The sequence below is a fragment of the Halorubrum sp. SP3 genome, from assembly GCF_005435195.1.
In the GTDB taxonomy this organism is placed as follows: Archaea; Halobacteriota; Halobacteria; order Halobacteriales; family Haloferacaceae; genus Halorubrum; species Halorubrum sodomense.
In genome coordinates this window covers 175,012-191,090 of the sequence record NZ_SGTU01000005.1, presented here as the reverse complement: position 1 = coordinate 191,090, position 16,079 = coordinate 175,012, and the positions used below count along the sequence as shown (strand labels likewise).

Sequence of the window (16,079 nt, the reverse complement as noted above, 5' to 3'; positions counted from 1 at the left end):
GCGATTAAACGGATCCCCCGATCGTCGCGGCGAGGAGGTGGAGGGGTTTCACTGACCGCGATCAGGGGAGACGGATCTCGGGCTCCGCGTCCTCGTGGACGGTGACGATCCCGTCGAACAGCTGTTTGAGCGTGTTCATCGCCTGGTCCTCGTGGGCCGTCGAGTCGATGCTGAACAGCCCGAGGCCGTCGACGCTCTGGACCCGGCCGGTGAACACGTGGAGGAACCGGAACACGGTCTGGAGGTCGGCGTACATCAGCAGCGTCGACAGCGAGTGGACCATCACGCGGTTCCGCTCGATACCGCGGTCCCCGAACGCCTGGAGGAACTCGGAGAGCTTGATCCCGATCCCCGTCATGTCCACCGGGGAGGAGGCGTACTTGATCCGGTCAGACTCGCGCGCGTCGCCGCCCTGCTGGCGGGTGACGCAGTCGACGACCGCGACGGGTTTCCCCTCGTATGGCGTCCGCTTCTCGTAGTCGCGGAGCACCCGGTCGGCGCCGTCCTTCGTGGTGACGACGATGGCGCCCTCGTCGCGGTCCGTCCCCGCGGCGAGCGTGTCCATCATGATCGATCGCTTCCCGCTGAGCGGCGGCCCGGTCAACAGAATGTTGGTCCCGGGTTCGACCTCGGCGTCGAAGTGTGGCGTCAGCTCATACATGGACGCACCTCGAAGGCGACGACACCGGCGCGAACCACTCGTTCGGCTGGAAGGCCGTACGACCAGAACTCATCTACTACCGAAACATGCCCGCTCCGAATAATATTCTTTTTGATCGGCCCTTGCGAGGCGACGGCGCGCCTCGGCGCGGCGGTGGGCCCGATCAGCCGCCGGATTCGGGCGCCGACCCGAGACCGCACGCCGCCGGATCGCGGGGACGTGTCACGTGGACGTGTCACGTCCTCGAATCGATCGATCGTCGTCGCCGGCGCGGAACCGACGGACTGCGGGGCGGGGATTTCGAATCGCGGGACTTAACACCCGCTTAGGAGTAACGGGAACCGAGGGCGCTTAGCTCAGTTTGGACAGAGTGCTTGGCTTCGGACCAAGTTGCCACGGGTTCAAATCCTGTAGCGCCCATGATTCCTCGACGGACGGAGCGAGGGGCTACATCCGGCCCGAATGTTCTGAACGAGACCGCGGCGAGCTCTGCGGCTCGATCGTAGGAGGTCGTACTCCGAGTGCTGATTGCCACGTGGCTGACTGCTCGTTTTCTCCGGGCCGCACCGTTACCCCCACCTTCTTGAGCCGGTGATGACATCGTAGCCTCATGGCAAGCGCGGCGTCACCGCTCTCGGAACCGCGTGTGTTGGCGCACGCGAAGCGCCGCCTGTTCCCCGACGACGCCGACGACGGGTACGCAGTCGTCGATACCCAGTTCTCCTCCGACCAGTGGCTCGCCAACGAGTCCGTCGATCCGAATGTCACGGACGAGCTGGCGCCCTTCAACCACGTCCGCGTCGGCTCTGGATACCCGGATCTCGTCGGTGTGCGGCTGCTGAGCGACGAGTTACTGGCCGTGGACCGCCTCGGCGACGACCCACCGCTGATGGTCGTCGAAGCGAAGGGCCACACGAATCGGAGCGACGCCGACGTCGAGCGCGGAATCGTCCAGGCGTACGACCGGCTCCACGAAGCGAACGCCGCGTACGTTGCCGCGCCGGCGAACGCCGTCTCCCAGTCCGCCCGGACGCTCGCTCGTGAGTTGAACGTCGGTATCCTCGGCGTCACTCCCGACGGCACCGTCGATCCGGTCGAGACCCCGCGCGTCGTCGGGAACCGAACGACGACGGAGACGACGGCCATCCGATTCCAGGCCGGTGCCCAGGGCGTCGCCGGCAAGTCGTTCGGCCTCAACCACCCGAAGAACTACCTCGCGTATCCGCTCGCCGTCTCCCACGACCGGGACACGGAAGAGATCCTCGCGGAGCACGTCGTGCGCGCCACCGACGACGCCAGAACCGGGGCGGCCTTTCTGAACCTCATCGACGACCGACCCGCCCCGACTCGACTGACTCCCCTCGGCCGGGAGGTCGTCCGGTTCGCGCTGCGGGAGTACGGGTCGGTCGCGGACGCACTGCGAGCGTTCGACGACTGGAAGCGCTCTCGGGAGCGCTTCTGCGACCTGGCGCCGAAGTGGGGCATGCTCACCAGACGCGTCGTCTACGACTATCCGGCGACGCAGCTCCTCGTCGAGGAGCTCCAGCACATACACGAGGACGGGATCGGCGAGCCGAGTCTCCCGGACGTCGTCGAGTACCTCCACGCGCTACACCCGTCGTTCACGGTCGAACTGTTCGTCCGCGGGGACGACGACGTCCGGAGCCGCGTCCTGAACGCCGACGGGGAGCTACAGCGCGAGCCCCTCACCGACGGGAAGGTCTACCACTCACCCACCGTGTTCCAGCTGAAAGCCGTGCTGTATCACGCCGGAATCCTCACTTCACGGGGCGCGGAACCGTCGAATCTGGACCCGGCAAGCGACGTGTGGGCGTTACGCGAGTTGGTCTGATGTCGTCCCCGCTATCTTTTTGTGACTCGTCCGGGTCGCGGTAGTCGTGCCTATTCGGAGAGCGAAACCCGCGGAGTCACTCTACGCGGAGGTCGCCGACTACGACCTCGTCGTGACTCCCGACGCCGCGCTGGCGAGCGCGATAAACCGCCGCCTCGACCGCCCCCACTTCGGAACGTTCGCGACCACGCCGCGCCGCCTCGCAGCCGGCCGGCGCGAACAGGCGGAGGACCGCCGCGCGTTCCTCGAGCTGGTCACCGAGACGGACCACGACTGGAAGGCGGTCGCGTACGCCGTCGGGAACGTCCTCCAGTGTTGGGAACACACGGGCCGCCTCGGCGCGATCTTGGAGTACGACGCCTACGTCGACGACGCGACCCGCGAGGTCGTGGAGGTGATGCGGAGCCTCCGCACGACGTCGAAGCGCCTCAGCGAGTACACGGTCGACGGGGATCGGTCCGTCGCCGTCGTCGGCCACGATCAGCTGACCGAACTGGAGCGGAGCGTCCTCCCGGAGGAGTTCGACCGCGTCGACCCCTTCACCGACGAGGCGTTCGACTACCCGCCCTTCCACGTCTTCGAGTCGGCGACCGACGTCGTCGCCGCGCTCCTCGACACGGTCTCGGCGCGCAACGCCGAGCACGTCGCCGTCGTCCTCGACGGCGGCGGGAAGTACTCCTCGCTCGTCGAGTCCGCGTTCGAGGCGGCGGACGTCCCCTTCTACGGCGGCCCGGGGTTCGCCGACGACCCGCACCACCGGGCGTTCGTCCGGCTCCTCCGGCTCTGTTTCCGGGGATCAGAGACGACCGTCGGCGACGCCGCCCCGGTCCTCTCGCAGCTGGGGATCGACGCGCCGATCGCCGACCGCGAGCGGCGCCTAGAGGCGGTCGACGGACCGGGCGTGGCGTGGCTGCGCGCGTTCCGCGACGGCGTCGAGGACCGGACGTTCGCCGAGGCGCTCGACGCGTACGCGTCCGAGGCCGACGCCGAACTGACGCGCTTCGACGAGGAGTTAGAACGGCTGGGGCTCGCCGACGACCCCGTGACGGACGGCGCCGTCGACCGCCTCGCCTACTACCTCCAGACGTACGAGGTCCCGGTCGACAGGGACAACGAGGGCGTCCTCCTCGCCGACGCGAAGTCCTCCGCGTACGTCGACCGTCCCGTCGTCTTCCACCTCGGCATGGGCGAGGAGTGGACGCACTCGGCCCCCCAGCGGCCGTGGGTGGACGCCGAGGCGCAGTTCGACCGCTACGTCGGGAGCTTCCAGCGCCTGCTCCAGAGCGGCGACCGGCAGTACTACCTCGTCCAGGACGCGGCCGGCGGGGAGCCGATCACCCCCTGCCTGTATCTCGGCGACCTCCTCGACGAGGAATTCGAGCGGTTCAGCGACCTCGACTCGGTCGAACACCGGCGGCGTCCGCGGTCGACGGGCGCGAGGTTCGAGCGCGAGTCGACGGGGGTCGACGCCGAGACCGTCGAGACGGTCAGCCAGTCGACGCTCAACAGCTACGTCAACAGCCCTCGAGACTACTGCTTCGGGCGGCTCCTCGAAACCCCCGACCGGGAGCGGTTCGTCGAGGGGACCCTCTTCCACGACTTCGCTGAGTTCTACGTGAACCACCCCGACGTCGTCGCGGCGGCCGACGCCGACGACCTCGTTGACGCCATGATCGCGGAAGCCGAGGCGTTCTTCTCGGCGGCCGACGAGCCGCTCCGCCGCCGGACGTACCGCATCGGTCTGGACCTGATAACGGAGTACCTCGACGAGGAGGGGCCGGCGTCCGACGACTTCCTCACGCCGGCGTCGGGGTGGGGGACCAACTTCTTCGCCGACTACTTCGACGAGCCCATCGATTCCCCGCTCACCGAGCGCTGGTTCGAGGACGACGCCCTCGGCGTGAAGGGGAAGATCGACCTCGTGCGGTCGCCGACCGACCTGCTCGATTATAAGAGCGGGCGCAAGAAGCGACAGACGCAGGTCGTCAAGAGCGCGGCGCTCGACCCGCCGGCGGACGCGCCCGACTTCCAGGCCGCGCTGTACCTGACCTACTACCGGACGGTCCGTCCGGACGAGCGGCTGGAGTTCACGTTCTTCCACTTCCTCGAACCGATGGCCGACGCCGTCGCGGGCGACGCCGACCTCGACGACGCGCTCACGACCGTCACCTACCACCCGAACTCCTTCGACGAGTACGTCGGCTCCCGGGAGGCCTACGAGACGCTGCTCGACGGGTACAACGACTGCCGAGAGACGTTCGAGGACCTCGGCTACGCCGCCTACCGGGAGATCGCGGCGTCGCTGACGTTCCCCGAGACGACGGACCGAGACGACCTGCGCGCCTCCGAGTTCGCGGCCGAGTTCACGGCCGCCGTCGACGCGGCGACGTCCGCGGAGGTCGACGCCGAGAAGGGCGCGGACCAGGCGGTCCGGGAGCTCAACGGGGTCCGCAAGCGGGCGCTCTTCCGCGAGGACCTGGACGCGTTCGAGTCGTTCGTCGACGAGCGCCTCGACGAGCTCAACGCCCGGCGGGCGGGCGAGGAGCGGTTCCCGGTCGACGGGCTCGCGGGCGAGCCGAACTACCGGCGCGTGGACAACCGCGACCTGCTGTTAGAGGGCGACCGATGAGCGGGCCGACGCCGAACGACGCCCAGCGGGAGCTCATCGAGCGCACGGAGGGCTCGTACCTCGTCGACGCCGGCCCGGGCACGGGGAAGACGTTCGCGATCACCCGTCGCTACGGGACGATCGTCGACCGCCCCGACGTCGAACCGGCGGACGTACTCCTGGCGACGTTCACGCGGAGCGCAGCGACGGAGATGAAAGAGCGGATCGTCGACCACAGCGCGTACGGGCTGCGGGAGCTGGCCGACGCGCCCATCCGGACGTTCCACTCGCACTGCCACGAGATCCTTCGAGAACACGGGCACGCCGCCCCGACGCACCTCGGCCTCGACGAGCGGATCACGGGCTCGACGCGGATCGTCGAGGACGACCTGATCGAAGGCGAGCGGTTCCGCGAGTTCCTCGGCGGCTTCCGCGACGACCACCCGGAACACGCCGACTTCTATCGGGCGCTCTCCGCCCCCGGCGAGCTGCTCGACCTGATCGAGGAGCTCGCGTCGAAGGGGATCTTCCCGACGACGGACGGGTGGTACCGGGACGGCGAGTCCCACCTCGACGGGGAGTTCGAGGCGTTCGAAGCGCGGTTCGACGAGGCGAATCAACCCCGGAACGACGGCCGGAAACAGTCGAAGCTGCGCGAGGACCTGAGTCGGTTCGGTCGGGACAAGGCGTACCGCGCGGACGCGCCGTCGAAGTCGACGCTCCGGGGCGGCCGTGGGACGAAGCGGCTCGACGACGACGTGGCGCGGCAGGTCTTCTACGAGGAGCGCGACGGGCTCAAGGCGTTCGTCCACGACGTCTACGTCGAGTACCTGCGGTTCGCGCTGCGTCGCAACTACCTATCCTTCAGCTTCCTCCAGCTGTTCGCGTTCGTCCTCCTCTGCGAGGACGAGCGCGCCCGCGAGGCGGCGGCGTTCGAGTACGTCATGGTCGACGAGTTCCAGGACACGAGCGAGGTCCAGTTCAAGCTCGCGCTGCTGTTGTCCGGGACGGACAACTTCTGTGCGGTCGGCGACTGGAAGCAGAGCATCTACTCGTTCCAGTACGCGGACGTTGACAACATCTTGGAGTTCGAAGCGCGGCTGGAGCGGTTCGCCGCGGACCTCAACGACGACGCCGACCGAGTCCCGTTCGAGACGGCCGATCCGACCCGGATCGAACTGCGCGAGAACTACCGGTCGACGGAGTCGATCATCGACCTCTCCGAGCGGGCGATCGCGACGCCGGCGTCGAGCGGCGAGACGGTCGAGGCCCCCCTCGACGGCGTCGTCGAACTCTCCGCGAACGCCGCCTTCGACAACACCGTCGTCGAGGGGATCCGCCACGAGGACGAATACGAGGCCGTCCTCTCGAAGGTCCAGGAGATAGTCGGTAACGACGACTACGCGGTCGAGGGCGAGGACGGCGAGCCGCGCCCGCCGGAGCACGGGGATATCGCGGTGTTCACGCGCACGCGGGACTACGGCCGAGAGCTGCTCGACGTCGCCGCCGAGTACGAGTTCCCGATGGCGTACGACGGCGGGATCGAGCTGTTCCGGACCGATCCGGCGAAGCTGCTGCTCGCGTGGCTCCGGATCCTCGACTCGGACGCCGACCGCGGCTGGGCCGTGGTGCTCGAGCGGGTCGGGTACGCGTTCGACGAGATCGATCACGTGCTGGAGACGGAGTCGTACCCGACCGACACGGCGGAGTTCCGCGATTCGCTCCGCGAGTTGGAGTCGGTCGGCGCGGTGGCGCGCCGCGTCCTCGACCGGTACGGATTCACGGGCGACGTCGCGGACGTCCTCCTCCATGCGATCCAGTCGGTCCACGACTCGACGACGGTCACGCGCGGCGAGCTGATCCGGTTCATCGAGCGGGGCGTCGAGACCGGCAGCACGGTCGACGTCCGCGCGACCGCGGGCGACGACGCGGTGACCGTTCAAACGATTCACACGGCGAAGGGACTGGAGTATCCGATCGTCGTCATGGCGAACATGAACGAGGGGCGCTTCCCGCCGCGGACCGGCGGATCCAGCGTCATCGAGTACCGGGACCCGGTGGGACTCCGACAGCGGAAGCTGTACTCGGAGGAGGGCGCTCACCCGCACGTGTACGACAACTGGCGGCACGACGTCATCAGGCGCTGTCTGCCGCGCGAGTACGACGAGGAGCGCCGCCTGCTGTACGTCGCGGTGACGCGCGCGGAGAGCCACGTCGTGTTCGCGGCCGGTGAGGACCCGAACGCGTTCCTCGACGGGCTCCCGGTCGAGGTCGAAGCGATCGAGCCGCGCGTCGAGCCGGTCGACCGCGGCGACCCCGCCGACGCGGAGCTGCCGTTCGCGGTGACGGCGCCGGACGGGCCGGTCGGCCACACGCCGCACTCGCTGATGGACGAGACGGTGTTCGAGGCGGCCGGAGAGCGCCGGGAGGCCGGCCCAGATCACGAATCCGAACCGGAGACGCGGGGGACGGAGTTCGGCTCGCGCGTCCACGACTTCGCGGAGGCGTACGCGCTCGGCGACGACGTGACGCCGTCGAACGACCACGAGCGACGGGTCGTCGAGTTCGTCGACGGGCTGTCGGGCGAGCCCTACGTCGAGGAACCGGTCACGCTTCCGATCGAGGTCGACGACCGTCGGGTCACCGTCTCGGGGATCGCGGACCTCGTCCACGAGACGCCGGATCGGATCGAAGTCGTCGACTACAAGACGGACTCGACGCGGCGCGCCCAGTCGGAGTACGAAACGCAGCTCAGCGTCTACTACCACGTCCTCGACGAGTGGTTCGCGGGGAAGGAGGTCTCGACGAGTCTGTTCTACACGACGGACGGGACGCGCGAGCGGATCGAACCGCTCTCGCTCGAGGAGCTGCGCTCGCTCGTGCGAGCGACCGGGTCGGGCGGTGACTGACCCCGACCGACGGAGGTGGATTTTTGCCGGCTCGAACCGGAGATCAGGTATGCTCGCTTCGCTCGGCCCGCCGACTCCGGTCGGGGCCGGCGACACAGACCGTCTCGAACCGCGGGGACGCGACGCGTGAGCGAAGACGCCCCCGCGACCGGCGCGACGTCGTCCGGAGCGCTGGACGCGTTCCGGCGGTTCTTCGCGTTGGAGCGGGACGTGCTCGTCCTGTCGGCCGCGATGTTCGCGTTCAGCCTGGGGTTCCAGATGACGAACCGGTTCCTCCCGGAGTACATGGTCGCGCTCGGCGCGTCGGGGTTCGTCGTCGGCCTGTTCGGCACGTTCGGCAACGTCATCTCGGCGCTGTACCCGTACCCGGGCGGCGCGGTCTCCGACCGGATCGGGTCGCGGTACGCGCTGACCGTCTTCGGACTGCTGTCGACCCTCGGCTTCGCCGTCTGGGTGGTCGCGCCGGGGATCGGTTCGGTCGCCGTCGCGGGCGTGACCGTCGAGCCGTGGGCGTGGATCTTCGTCGGCCTGACCCTCGCACAGGCGTGGAAGTCGTTCGGCCTCGGCGCGACGTTCGCGGTGGTCAAGCAGGCGACCGACCCCTCGCGGCTGGCCGCGGGATTCGCCAGCACGGAGACGTTCCGGCGGACGGCGTTCCTCGTCGGCCCGGTGCTTGCCGCCGTCCTCATCGGCCTGCGTCCGGAGTTCACCGTCAGCTTCCGGTTCGTCCTCGGTGTCACGGTGGTATTCGGCGTCCTCGGCACGCTCGTCCAGCACGTCCTCTACGACGCGAGCGGCGACAGTTTCGGCGACTCGTTCGCGGGGCTCGACCGGATTCGTCGGGACCTCCGCGAGATGCCCGAACCCCTCCGCCCGCTGCTCGTCGGCGACACGCTCGTGCGGTTCGCGAACGGGATGGTGTACGTGTTCTTCGTGCTGGTGGTCACCCGGTTGTTCGAGGTCGGCCTCGACGCGACCGTCGCGCTCGGCGGGTTCGCGTACGACGTGAGCCTCTCGTCGCAGGCGTTCTTCGGCTACCTCCTCGGCGTCGAGATGCTCGTCGCGTTGCTTATCATGGTCCCCGCGTCGAAGCTCGCGGAGCGGGTCGGGCTCAAGCCGGTCGTCGCGGTCGGCTTCGCCGTGTACGCCGTCTTCCCCGTCGTCCTGATCTACGCGCCGGCGCTGGCGGGCTCGGCGCTGCCGCTGTCCGCGGTGATGGTCGCCGTCTTCGCGTTCTCCGGCCTCCGGTTCGCGGGGCTGCCGTCGCACAAGGCGCTGATCGTCGGGCCGGCGGAGCGCGGCGCCGGCGGCCGCGTCACGGGGACGTACTACCTGCTCCGGAACACGATCGTGATCCCGAGCGCCGCGGTCGGCGGGTACCTGTGGGACTTCGTCAGCCCGGAGGTCGCGTTCACCGTCGCGGCCGTCATCGGCCTCGTCGGGACCGGCTACTTCCTCGCGTTCGGCCGGGAGTTCGAGGCGTACGCCTGAGTTCGAACGCGACCGTGCCGCTCGCACTCAGTCCGCCGGCTCGGGCGGGTCGCCGCCGTCGCCCGCGCCCCGCTGCCACTCCGGGAGCGGCCCGTCGTACCCCTCGGGGACGTACGGGCACAGCGGGTCGCTGCCGGTCGGGTCGCCGGTGGCCGCGTACGCCCGGGACCGGCTCCCGCCGCAGACGTGCCGGTACTCGCAGGCGCCGCACTTCCCCGAGAAGCCGTCGGGGTCGCGGAGCGACTCGAAGAGGTCGGAGTCGCGGTAGACGTCGACGACCGACCGCTCGCGCACGTTCCCGGCCGACTCGGGGAGGAATCCGGACGGGTACACTTCGCCGGTGTGGCTCACGAACGCGAAGCCGCGCCCGGCCGTGATCCCGCCGCGGCGACCCGCGGCGCCGTCCGTCTCGCCGTCGCTCGCGCGTTCGATTCCGACGCGGCGGTAGAACGGCGCCTCCGTCGTCTTGACGCCGAACCGCTCCCCGTCGGACACCTCGTGGAGCCACGCCATCGCCTCCTCGGCGCGCTCGGGCGAGACGGGGTCGAGGACGCGGCCGCGACCCACCGGGACGAGGAAGAAGACGCTCCAGAGGACGGCGCCGAGCTCGCGGACGCGGTCGCGGACCGCGGGGAGGTCGTCGACCGTGTCCGCGCAGACGGTCGTGTTGACCTGAAGCGGGATTCCCGCGTCGCGGGCGGCGCGGGCGGCCGCGACGGTGTCCTCGAAGCTCTCCTCGCCGCGGAACGCGTCGTGGCGCTCGCGGGTCGAGCCGTCGAGGCTGAGCGCCATCCGCGCGATCCCGGCGTCCCCCAGCTCGCGGACGCGCTCGGGCGTGAGCGACCGCGTCCCGCTCGGCGTGATCGTCGTCCGGAGGCCGAGGTCGTCGCCGTGCGCGACCAGCTCCGTGAGGTCGTCGCGGGCGAGCGGGTCGCCCCCGGAGAGGACGACGAGCTGCCCCTCCCCGAACGCGGCGGCGTCCTCCAGCAGTCGCTTCCCCTCCGCGGTCGTCAGTTCGTCCGGGTGCCGCTCCGGGCGCGCGTCGGCCCGGCAGTGGCGACAGGCGAGCCCGCAGGCCTGCGTGACCTCCCAGACGAGGACCAGCGGCCGCCGGTCCGTGTCGAGGTCGTCGAACATCGCTCGCGTACCGATACGACCCCGAGCCGTTTGGGGTCGTTCCCGAACGTGTTCACCCGCCCTCTCGGTGCGCGGAGTCGTCAGGGTCGATCAGGGGTTCGACGCGCTCCCGGGCGACGGATCGGTCGCGCCGGGGTCGCCGGCCGGGGTCCCTTCGTCCGTCGACACACCGTCGCCGTCGTCGGCCGGCCAGACCGCCGTGACGACCGCGTCGGTCGCGTCGGTCTCGACCGCGGCGTAGGCGTAGCCGCGGTCCGCCAGCCGCGGGAAGAGGAACTGCGGCGTCCGGTCGTTGTACTGGACCAAGACGTCGCCGTCGCCGAGCGCCTCGACGCGTTCGAGCGTCTCGCGCAGCGGCTTCGGCGGCCCGAGGTTCCGCACGTCGAGGGAGACGGTCTCCCCGTCCGTCGGCGCGTCGGTCCGCTCGGTCACCGCCCGTTCGACCGCCGCCGGATCGCCGGGTTCTCGGCTCATATCCTGGGGGACGAACCTGATCCCCGGGTCGTTTGTGACGAACATGTTCCGACGGGCGCGGAGCCGAAGGTACTTCCACGCCGGCGCCGAACTCGCGCGCATGGCACAGGCACGCCTCCGCGTGACGATTCCCGACGGGCCGTGGGTCGGAGACGTCTCGCGGGAGTTCCCCGACGCGCGGTTCCAGGTGATGACTGCGACGCCCACCGACGGCGCCGGATTCGCGCTGGTCCGGATCACCGCGGACGATACGGACCCGATCCTCGACGCGATCGACGACCACGAGACGATCACCCACTCGTCGGTGATGGCCGAGGACGACGGGATGGTCACCGTCCAGGTCGAGGCGCTCGTCCCGCTCCTTCAGGCCGTCGCCCAGCGGGCCGGAGTCCCCATCGAGATGCCGGTCGAGATCCGCGACGGGATCGCCCGCGTCGACGTCACGGGCGACCACGAGCGCGTCGCGAAGTTCGGCGACGCCCTCCGCGACGTCGGCGCGGAGTTCGAGGTCGAGTACGTCCAACAGCGCGTGAACCTGGGAGGGTCCCTCACCGAGCGCCAGCGCGAGGTCCTCTTCGAGGCGGTCGACCGCGGCTACTACGACGTCCCCCGCGAGTGTACGCTCACCGAGGTGGCCGAGCACGTCGGCATCGCCAAGTCGACCTGTAGCGAGGTGCTCCAACGCGTCGAGCGCACCGTCGTCCGCGAGTTCGTCGACGACCTCCCGCGCCGCCCGGTCGACTTCGAGTCGCCCGAGGACGACGGTATCGAGCGGATCCAGTAACGCGGTCGGAGTCGATCACCGTCGGACGCGACCGACCCCTCTCAGAGCCGACGGCGACGGACCAGCCTCGCGGCGACCGCGACGGGGACCACGCACCACGCGCCGAGCGCGGCCGCGAGGGAGACGGTCGAGAGGCCGCTGCCGGCGAGGACGGCCGTGAACCCGCCGCCGGCGGTGGTGCCGAGCCCGCTCAACACGAACACGCGGAACGCGCTCACCGGGTTCGACAGCACCAGCGCCGAGAGCGCGGCGTCCGACGGCTCGGCGGCCGCGACGATCCCGAGCGCGAGCAGGTCGTGGACCAGCACGAACCACACCCACGCGAGCAGCGCCGCGCCGAGCGCGTGGGTCTTCTCGCGGGCGACGGTCGACAGCAGCAGCGCGACCGCGAGGAACGCGGCCCCGACGGCGAGCGTCCCGCCGAGGAACCCGAGGAACGCGGAGAGCGAACCCGTCCCGAACTCGCGGACTATCAGGGCGCCGCTGAAGCCGAACCCGAGCAGCGTCGCGCCCGCCAGCACCGCCAGCCGGCCGAGGTACGTGCCGGCGACGACCTCGCTCCGGCGGACCGGCAGCGAGAACACGACCGCGAGCCACCCCTCGTCCTCGCGGCCGACGATCGCGTCGTAGCCGAGCGCGAGCGCCGCGAGCGGGACGAGGTAGGCCGCGAGGCTCGTCAGCGACGCGACGACGCGCTCGGCGCCCGCGGGCCCGACGGCGGAGCCGCTGAACGTCAGGACCGTCCCGCCGAAGACGACGAACAGCCCGGTCAGCGCGAGCGCCCACCGGCTCCGGACCGCCAGCCGGTACTCCGTGACGGCGACGACGAACACGTGTCGGAGCGCCTCGCGGGCGCCGCCGCTCGTCGCGGTCTCGGCCGCGTCGACGGTCGCCGTCGACTCCGACTCGGTCGCGTCGACCTCGCTCTCGCCGTCGAGCGCGCCGACCGCGGCCGTCGCGTCAGGGTGGCCGCCGTCGGGACGAGTCTCCGCTTCCCCCCGCTCCTCGGCGGACCGCTCGCACGGATCGCTCACGGCGCCACCTCCTCGGTGTCGGTCCGCGCGCCGCGCGCGGCGTCGTCTCCGATCGCCCGGCGGAACGCGGCCCGGAGATCGCCGCGACCGCGCCCGGAACGGGAAGCCGCTTCGCCGTCGCCCGTCTCGGGGTCTCCCGCGTCCGCCCCGGCGGCGAGTTCGTCGACCGGGCCCGCCGCGCGCACCCGCCCGTCGTGGAGGACGGCCGCGCGGTCGCAGAGCCGCTCGACCTCGGGGAGGACGTGCGAGCAGAACACCACCGTCGCGTCGGTCTCCGCGGTGATATCCTCGACGATGGCGTGGAACTCGTCGACGCCGCGGGGGTCGAGCCCGGCCGTCGGCTCGTCGAGGACGAGAACGTCCGGATCCGGGAGCAGCACCGTCGCCAGCCCGAGCCGGCGCTGCATGCCGTTCGAGTAGCCCGAGACGCGGCGATCGGCCTCGTCCGCGGTCAGCCCGACGCGCTCGATCGCCTCGGCGATCCGCCCGTCCTTCGGGAGGCCGCGGATCGCCCGGTGTACCCCCAACGCCTCCCGGCCGGTGAGCCCGTCCGGGAAGCCGACGTGTTCGGGGAGGTAGCCGACGCGCCGGCGGACCCGTCGCCCGTCCTCGGTCACGTCGGTGCCGCCGACGCTCACCGTCCCGGCGTCCGGCCGGTCGTGACCGACGAGCAGCCGGAACAGCGTCGACTTGCCCGCGCCGTTGGTACCGATGATCCCGAACGTCGAGCCGCTCGGGACCGACAGCGAGAGCCCGTCGAGGGCGGTCACGTCCCCGTACGTCTTCCGCACGTCGGTCGCGTCGATTCTCATGGTGTGTCCTCCGTGTCCGCGGTTCGGTTCGCGGCGCGGGTCGCCTCGCCGCCGGTGTCGCTCCCGCTCGTTCCAGACCCGGTCGGCTCGTAGGCCCGCCAGTCGTGGTTCGGCTCGACGAGCGGGTGGCGGTCGACCACGCCGGGCGTCTCGATCACCGGGAAGGAGCTCTCGGCCATCCGCACCGCCTCGAACGCCGGGCTATTCGCGAACGCCGCGGCCTGCGGGTGGTCGGCCACGAGGTTCTCGACGACGCCGATCGGTCGGTGTCGGATCTCGCTCACGCCGTCGCCGTCCCGGTCGACGACCCGCGCGCCGGACCAGTAGTTGCCGCGGTCGGTGCCGTTCCACTCGACGAGCGAGTTCCGCGCCGTCTTGGCGGCCCGGTCGTTGCGGACGAAGCTGTTGCCCGCCACCACCGCGTTGTTGCTCTCGGCGGCGCTGTGGATCCCGATCCCGTTGCGGTAGATCAGGTTGCCGACGAGCCGGTTCCCCTGCGCGTTGTAGAGGTACAGTCCGTTCCGGTTCGCGACGAGGTGGTTCCCGGCGATCGTCGAGTCCTCGATGTCCTTCGCCAAGATCCCGTGCCCGCTGGTGCCGTTGCTGCGCAGGGCGGTGTTGTTGCGAACGGTCAGGCCCTCGCTCACCATCAGCGCGTAGCCGACGCCGTTGTCGGCGGCGACGTTGTCGACGAGGCGGTTGTCGTCCGAGTACATGTAGTGGACGCCGTACCGGGTGTGGCGGATCGTGTTGCCCTCGGCGAGCACGTTCGTCGCCCACGAGAAGTAGATCCCGTCGCGGGTGTGGGCGATCTCGCTGTCGCGGATGACGGTCCCGTTCGTCTCGAACAGATGGATCCCGTTCCCGCGGTCGGTGACCGGGTACACGTCCCTCCGGCCGTCGATCCGCACGTTCTCGATGACGGCCCGGTCGGCGCTGTCGATCCAGATCCCGTACGCCGTGTCGGTGATCCGGACCGACTCGATCCGGGCGCGGTCGCCAGCGACGAAGACCCCGGCGTCCTCGGTGCCGAGGTCGCTGCCGGAGCCGCGGATCCACACGCCGGAGACGGTGACGTTGTCGCCGGCGACCGTGAGCACGCGCCCCTCGCCGCCGCCGTCGATCACCGCGCCGTCCTCGCCCGCGACGATCCGCAGGTCGTCGACGCTCGCGTTCACGCGCTCGTCGAACCGCCCGTCGAGGACGACCGTGTCGCCGGGCTCGGCGGCGTCGATCGCCGCCTGCGCGGAGGCGAACGACTCGCCGTCGACGGCGGCGGTCCCGTCGCGTTCGGGCGCGGTCACGCCGGTCGCGGCGAAGTCGGTCGCGACGGTGAGACCGGGCGCCCCGGACGCGGTCGTCGCGGCGGCCGCGGCACCCGCGTCCGCGGCGCCGCCGCCGATGCCCGCCCCGGCGACCGGGAGCGCGACCGCGAACCCGACCGCGATCAGCGCCGCGACGCAGGCCGCCGCGAGGAAGCCGACCTCGAGGCGATCACCCGACATGGTCGCCCCCGCCGACGTCGCGGTCTCGGTCGGTCTCTCGGGTCGTGTCGGTGCCGTCGCTCGCGCCCCGGTCCCGGTTCGCGCGGTCGTCGGGGGCGCCGTCGCCGCCTCCCGACCGACGCTCGCGGATCGCGCCGGGGAGCCCGCGGGCCAGCGCCGGGAGCTCGTCCACGGTCGCCTCGATGTCCCGCGCGAGGTACGCGGTCGCGAGCAGCAGGACCGCGAGGACGGTCATGTACCCGCCGGGACCGAACCACGCGAAGCCGCTGATGTTGGCCACCTCGTAGGGGCCCAGGAGGGGCGGGGTGAACGGGTCGATCCCGCGAAGCGGCGCGTCCGGGTCCAACGAGTGGCCGGCCTGGTAGAGCCGGTACTGGATGAACGCGAACATCCCGACGAAGACGGTGATCGTGCCGACGAGCTGGGCGGTGAGCCCGGCCTTCAGCTTGCGGACCGTCGGGGCGAACGCGACGAAGGCGCCCGTGAGTGCGAGGCCGACGAACACGACCGGCCCGAGCAGCCACTCGGGGACGTCGATCGCCGCCTCGCTGACGTCGTAGTTCGGTTCGATGAACACCGGGTCGGGGTAGTGGAACCCCGCGTACTTGTTGAGCCCCTGTACCTCGGCGAAGTCGCCGCCCAGACGCGGGTAGGCGTACAGCTCGATGAGCAGCTCTTGACCGGGGTACTGCGGCGCCGTGAGCGTGATCGTCCACACCGGAACCAGCAGCGCGCCGACGAGCAGCGCGGCCGCTGCCAGCGGGAGCGCGCGTCGGATCTCGGTCAGCCGCGTGAGCGACGAGGCCATGGCG

At 70.7% G+C, this 16,079-nt stretch carries 12 protein-coding genes and 1 tRNA gene; 6 read left to right on the top strand and 7 right to left on the bottom strand.

Annotated features, from left to right (window positions below):
• Positions 1–61: 61 nt before the first annotated feature.
• Positions 62–661 (bottom strand): recombinase RecA, encoded by a 600-nt coding sequence (locus EXE42_RS06030; RefSeq protein ID WP_092922065.1) that lies wholly within the window; start codon positions 659–661, stop codon positions 62–64.
• Between the two features lie 345 nt (positions 662–1,006).
• Here EXE42_RS06030 and EXE42_RS06025 point away from each other — a divergent pair.
• The 5 genes from EXE42_RS06025 (at position 1,007) to EXE42_RS06005 (ending at position 9,521) form a co-directional block, all read left to right on the top strand.
• Positions 1,007–1,081 (top strand) — tRNA-Arg (locus EXE42_RS06025).
• Positions 1,082–1,271: 190 nt separating this feature from the next.
• Positions 1,272–2,513 carry a hypothetical protein gene (locus EXE42_RS06020; protein WP_092922068.1) on the top strand — a complete coding sequence of 414 codons (1,242 nt, stop codon included), beginning with the start codon at positions 1,272–1,274 and terminating at the stop codon, positions 2,511–2,513.
• Positions 2,514–2,559: 46 nt separating this feature from the next.
• The gene (locus EXE42_RS06015; RefSeq protein ID WP_137706096.1) at positions 2,560–5,142 is read left to right on the top strand and encodes a PD-(D/E)XK nuclease family protein; all 2,583 of its coding nucleotides are present in this window, start codon (positions 2,560–2,562) and stop codon (positions 5,140–5,142) included.
• Positions 5,139–8,030, top strand: coding sequence for an exodeoxyribonuclease V subunit beta (locus EXE42_RS06010; RefSeq protein ID WP_137706095.1), 2,892 nt, complete (start codon positions 5,139–5,141; stop codon positions 8,028–8,030). The genes EXE42_RS06015 and EXE42_RS06010 overlap by 4 nt, the downstream gene beginning before the upstream one ends.
• A gap of 126 nt (positions 8,031–8,156) precedes the next feature.
• A complete protein-coding gene (locus EXE42_RS06005) occupies positions 8,157–9,521 on the top strand; it encodes an MFS transporter (RefSeq protein WP_137706094.1) in 1,365 nt (454 codons plus the stop codon).
• A 27-nt stretch (positions 9,522–9,548) separates the two neighbouring features.
• Here the strand turns inward: EXE42_RS06005 and EXE42_RS06000 are convergent, their stop codons facing one another.
• Complete coding sequence (locus tag EXE42_RS06000; protein WP_137706093.1) at positions 9,549–10,658, bottom strand: radical SAM protein; 1,110 nt, start codon at positions 10,656–10,658, stop codon at positions 9,549–9,551.
• Between the two features lie 90 nt (positions 10,659–10,748).
• Complete coding sequence (locus tag EXE42_RS05995) at positions 10,749–11,177, bottom strand: DUF2249 domain-containing protein (protein ID WP_092922083.1); 429 nt, start codon at positions 11,175–11,177, stop codon at positions 10,749–10,751.
• Between EXE42_RS05995 and EXE42_RS05990 the strand changes: the two genes are divergently transcribed.
• A complete protein-coding gene (locus tag EXE42_RS05990) occupies positions 11,176–11,916 on the top strand; it encodes a helix-turn-helix domain-containing protein (protein ID WP_137706092.1) in 741 nt (246 codons plus the stop codon). The genes EXE42_RS05995 and EXE42_RS05990 overlap by 2 nt on opposite strands.
• A 41-nt stretch (positions 11,917–11,957) precedes the next feature.
• Here EXE42_RS05990 and EXE42_RS05985 read toward each other — a convergent pair whose 3' ends face one another.
• From EXE42_RS05985 to EXE42_RS05970, 4 genes are read right to left on the bottom strand one after another with little or no spacing between them, the layout of a single operon-like run.
• On the bottom strand, positions 11,958–12,950 hold the full coding sequence (locus tag EXE42_RS05985) for an ABC transporter permease (RefSeq protein WP_092922089.1): 993 nt from the start codon (positions 12,948–12,950) through the stop codon (positions 11,958–11,960).
• A complete protein-coding gene (locus EXE42_RS05980; RefSeq protein ID WP_137706091.1) occupies positions 12,947–13,762 on the bottom strand; it encodes an ABC transporter ATP-binding protein in 816 nt (271 codons plus the stop codon). The genes EXE42_RS05985 and EXE42_RS05980 overlap by 4 nt, the downstream gene beginning before the upstream one ends.
• Complete coding sequence (nosD, locus tag EXE42_RS05975; protein ID WP_137706090.1) at positions 13,759–15,267, bottom strand: nitrous oxide reductase family maturation protein NosD; 1,509 nt, start codon at positions 15,265–15,267, stop codon at positions 13,759–13,761. Before nosD ends, EXE42_RS05980 begins: the two co-directional genes overlap by 4 nt.
• On the bottom strand, positions 15,257–16,075 hold the full coding sequence (locus EXE42_RS05970; protein ID WP_092922098.1) for a hypothetical protein: 819 nt from the start codon (positions 16,073–16,075) through the stop codon (positions 15,257–15,259). Before EXE42_RS05970 ends, nosD begins: the two co-directional genes overlap by 11 nt.
• Positions 16,076–16,079: the final 4 nt, after the last annotated feature.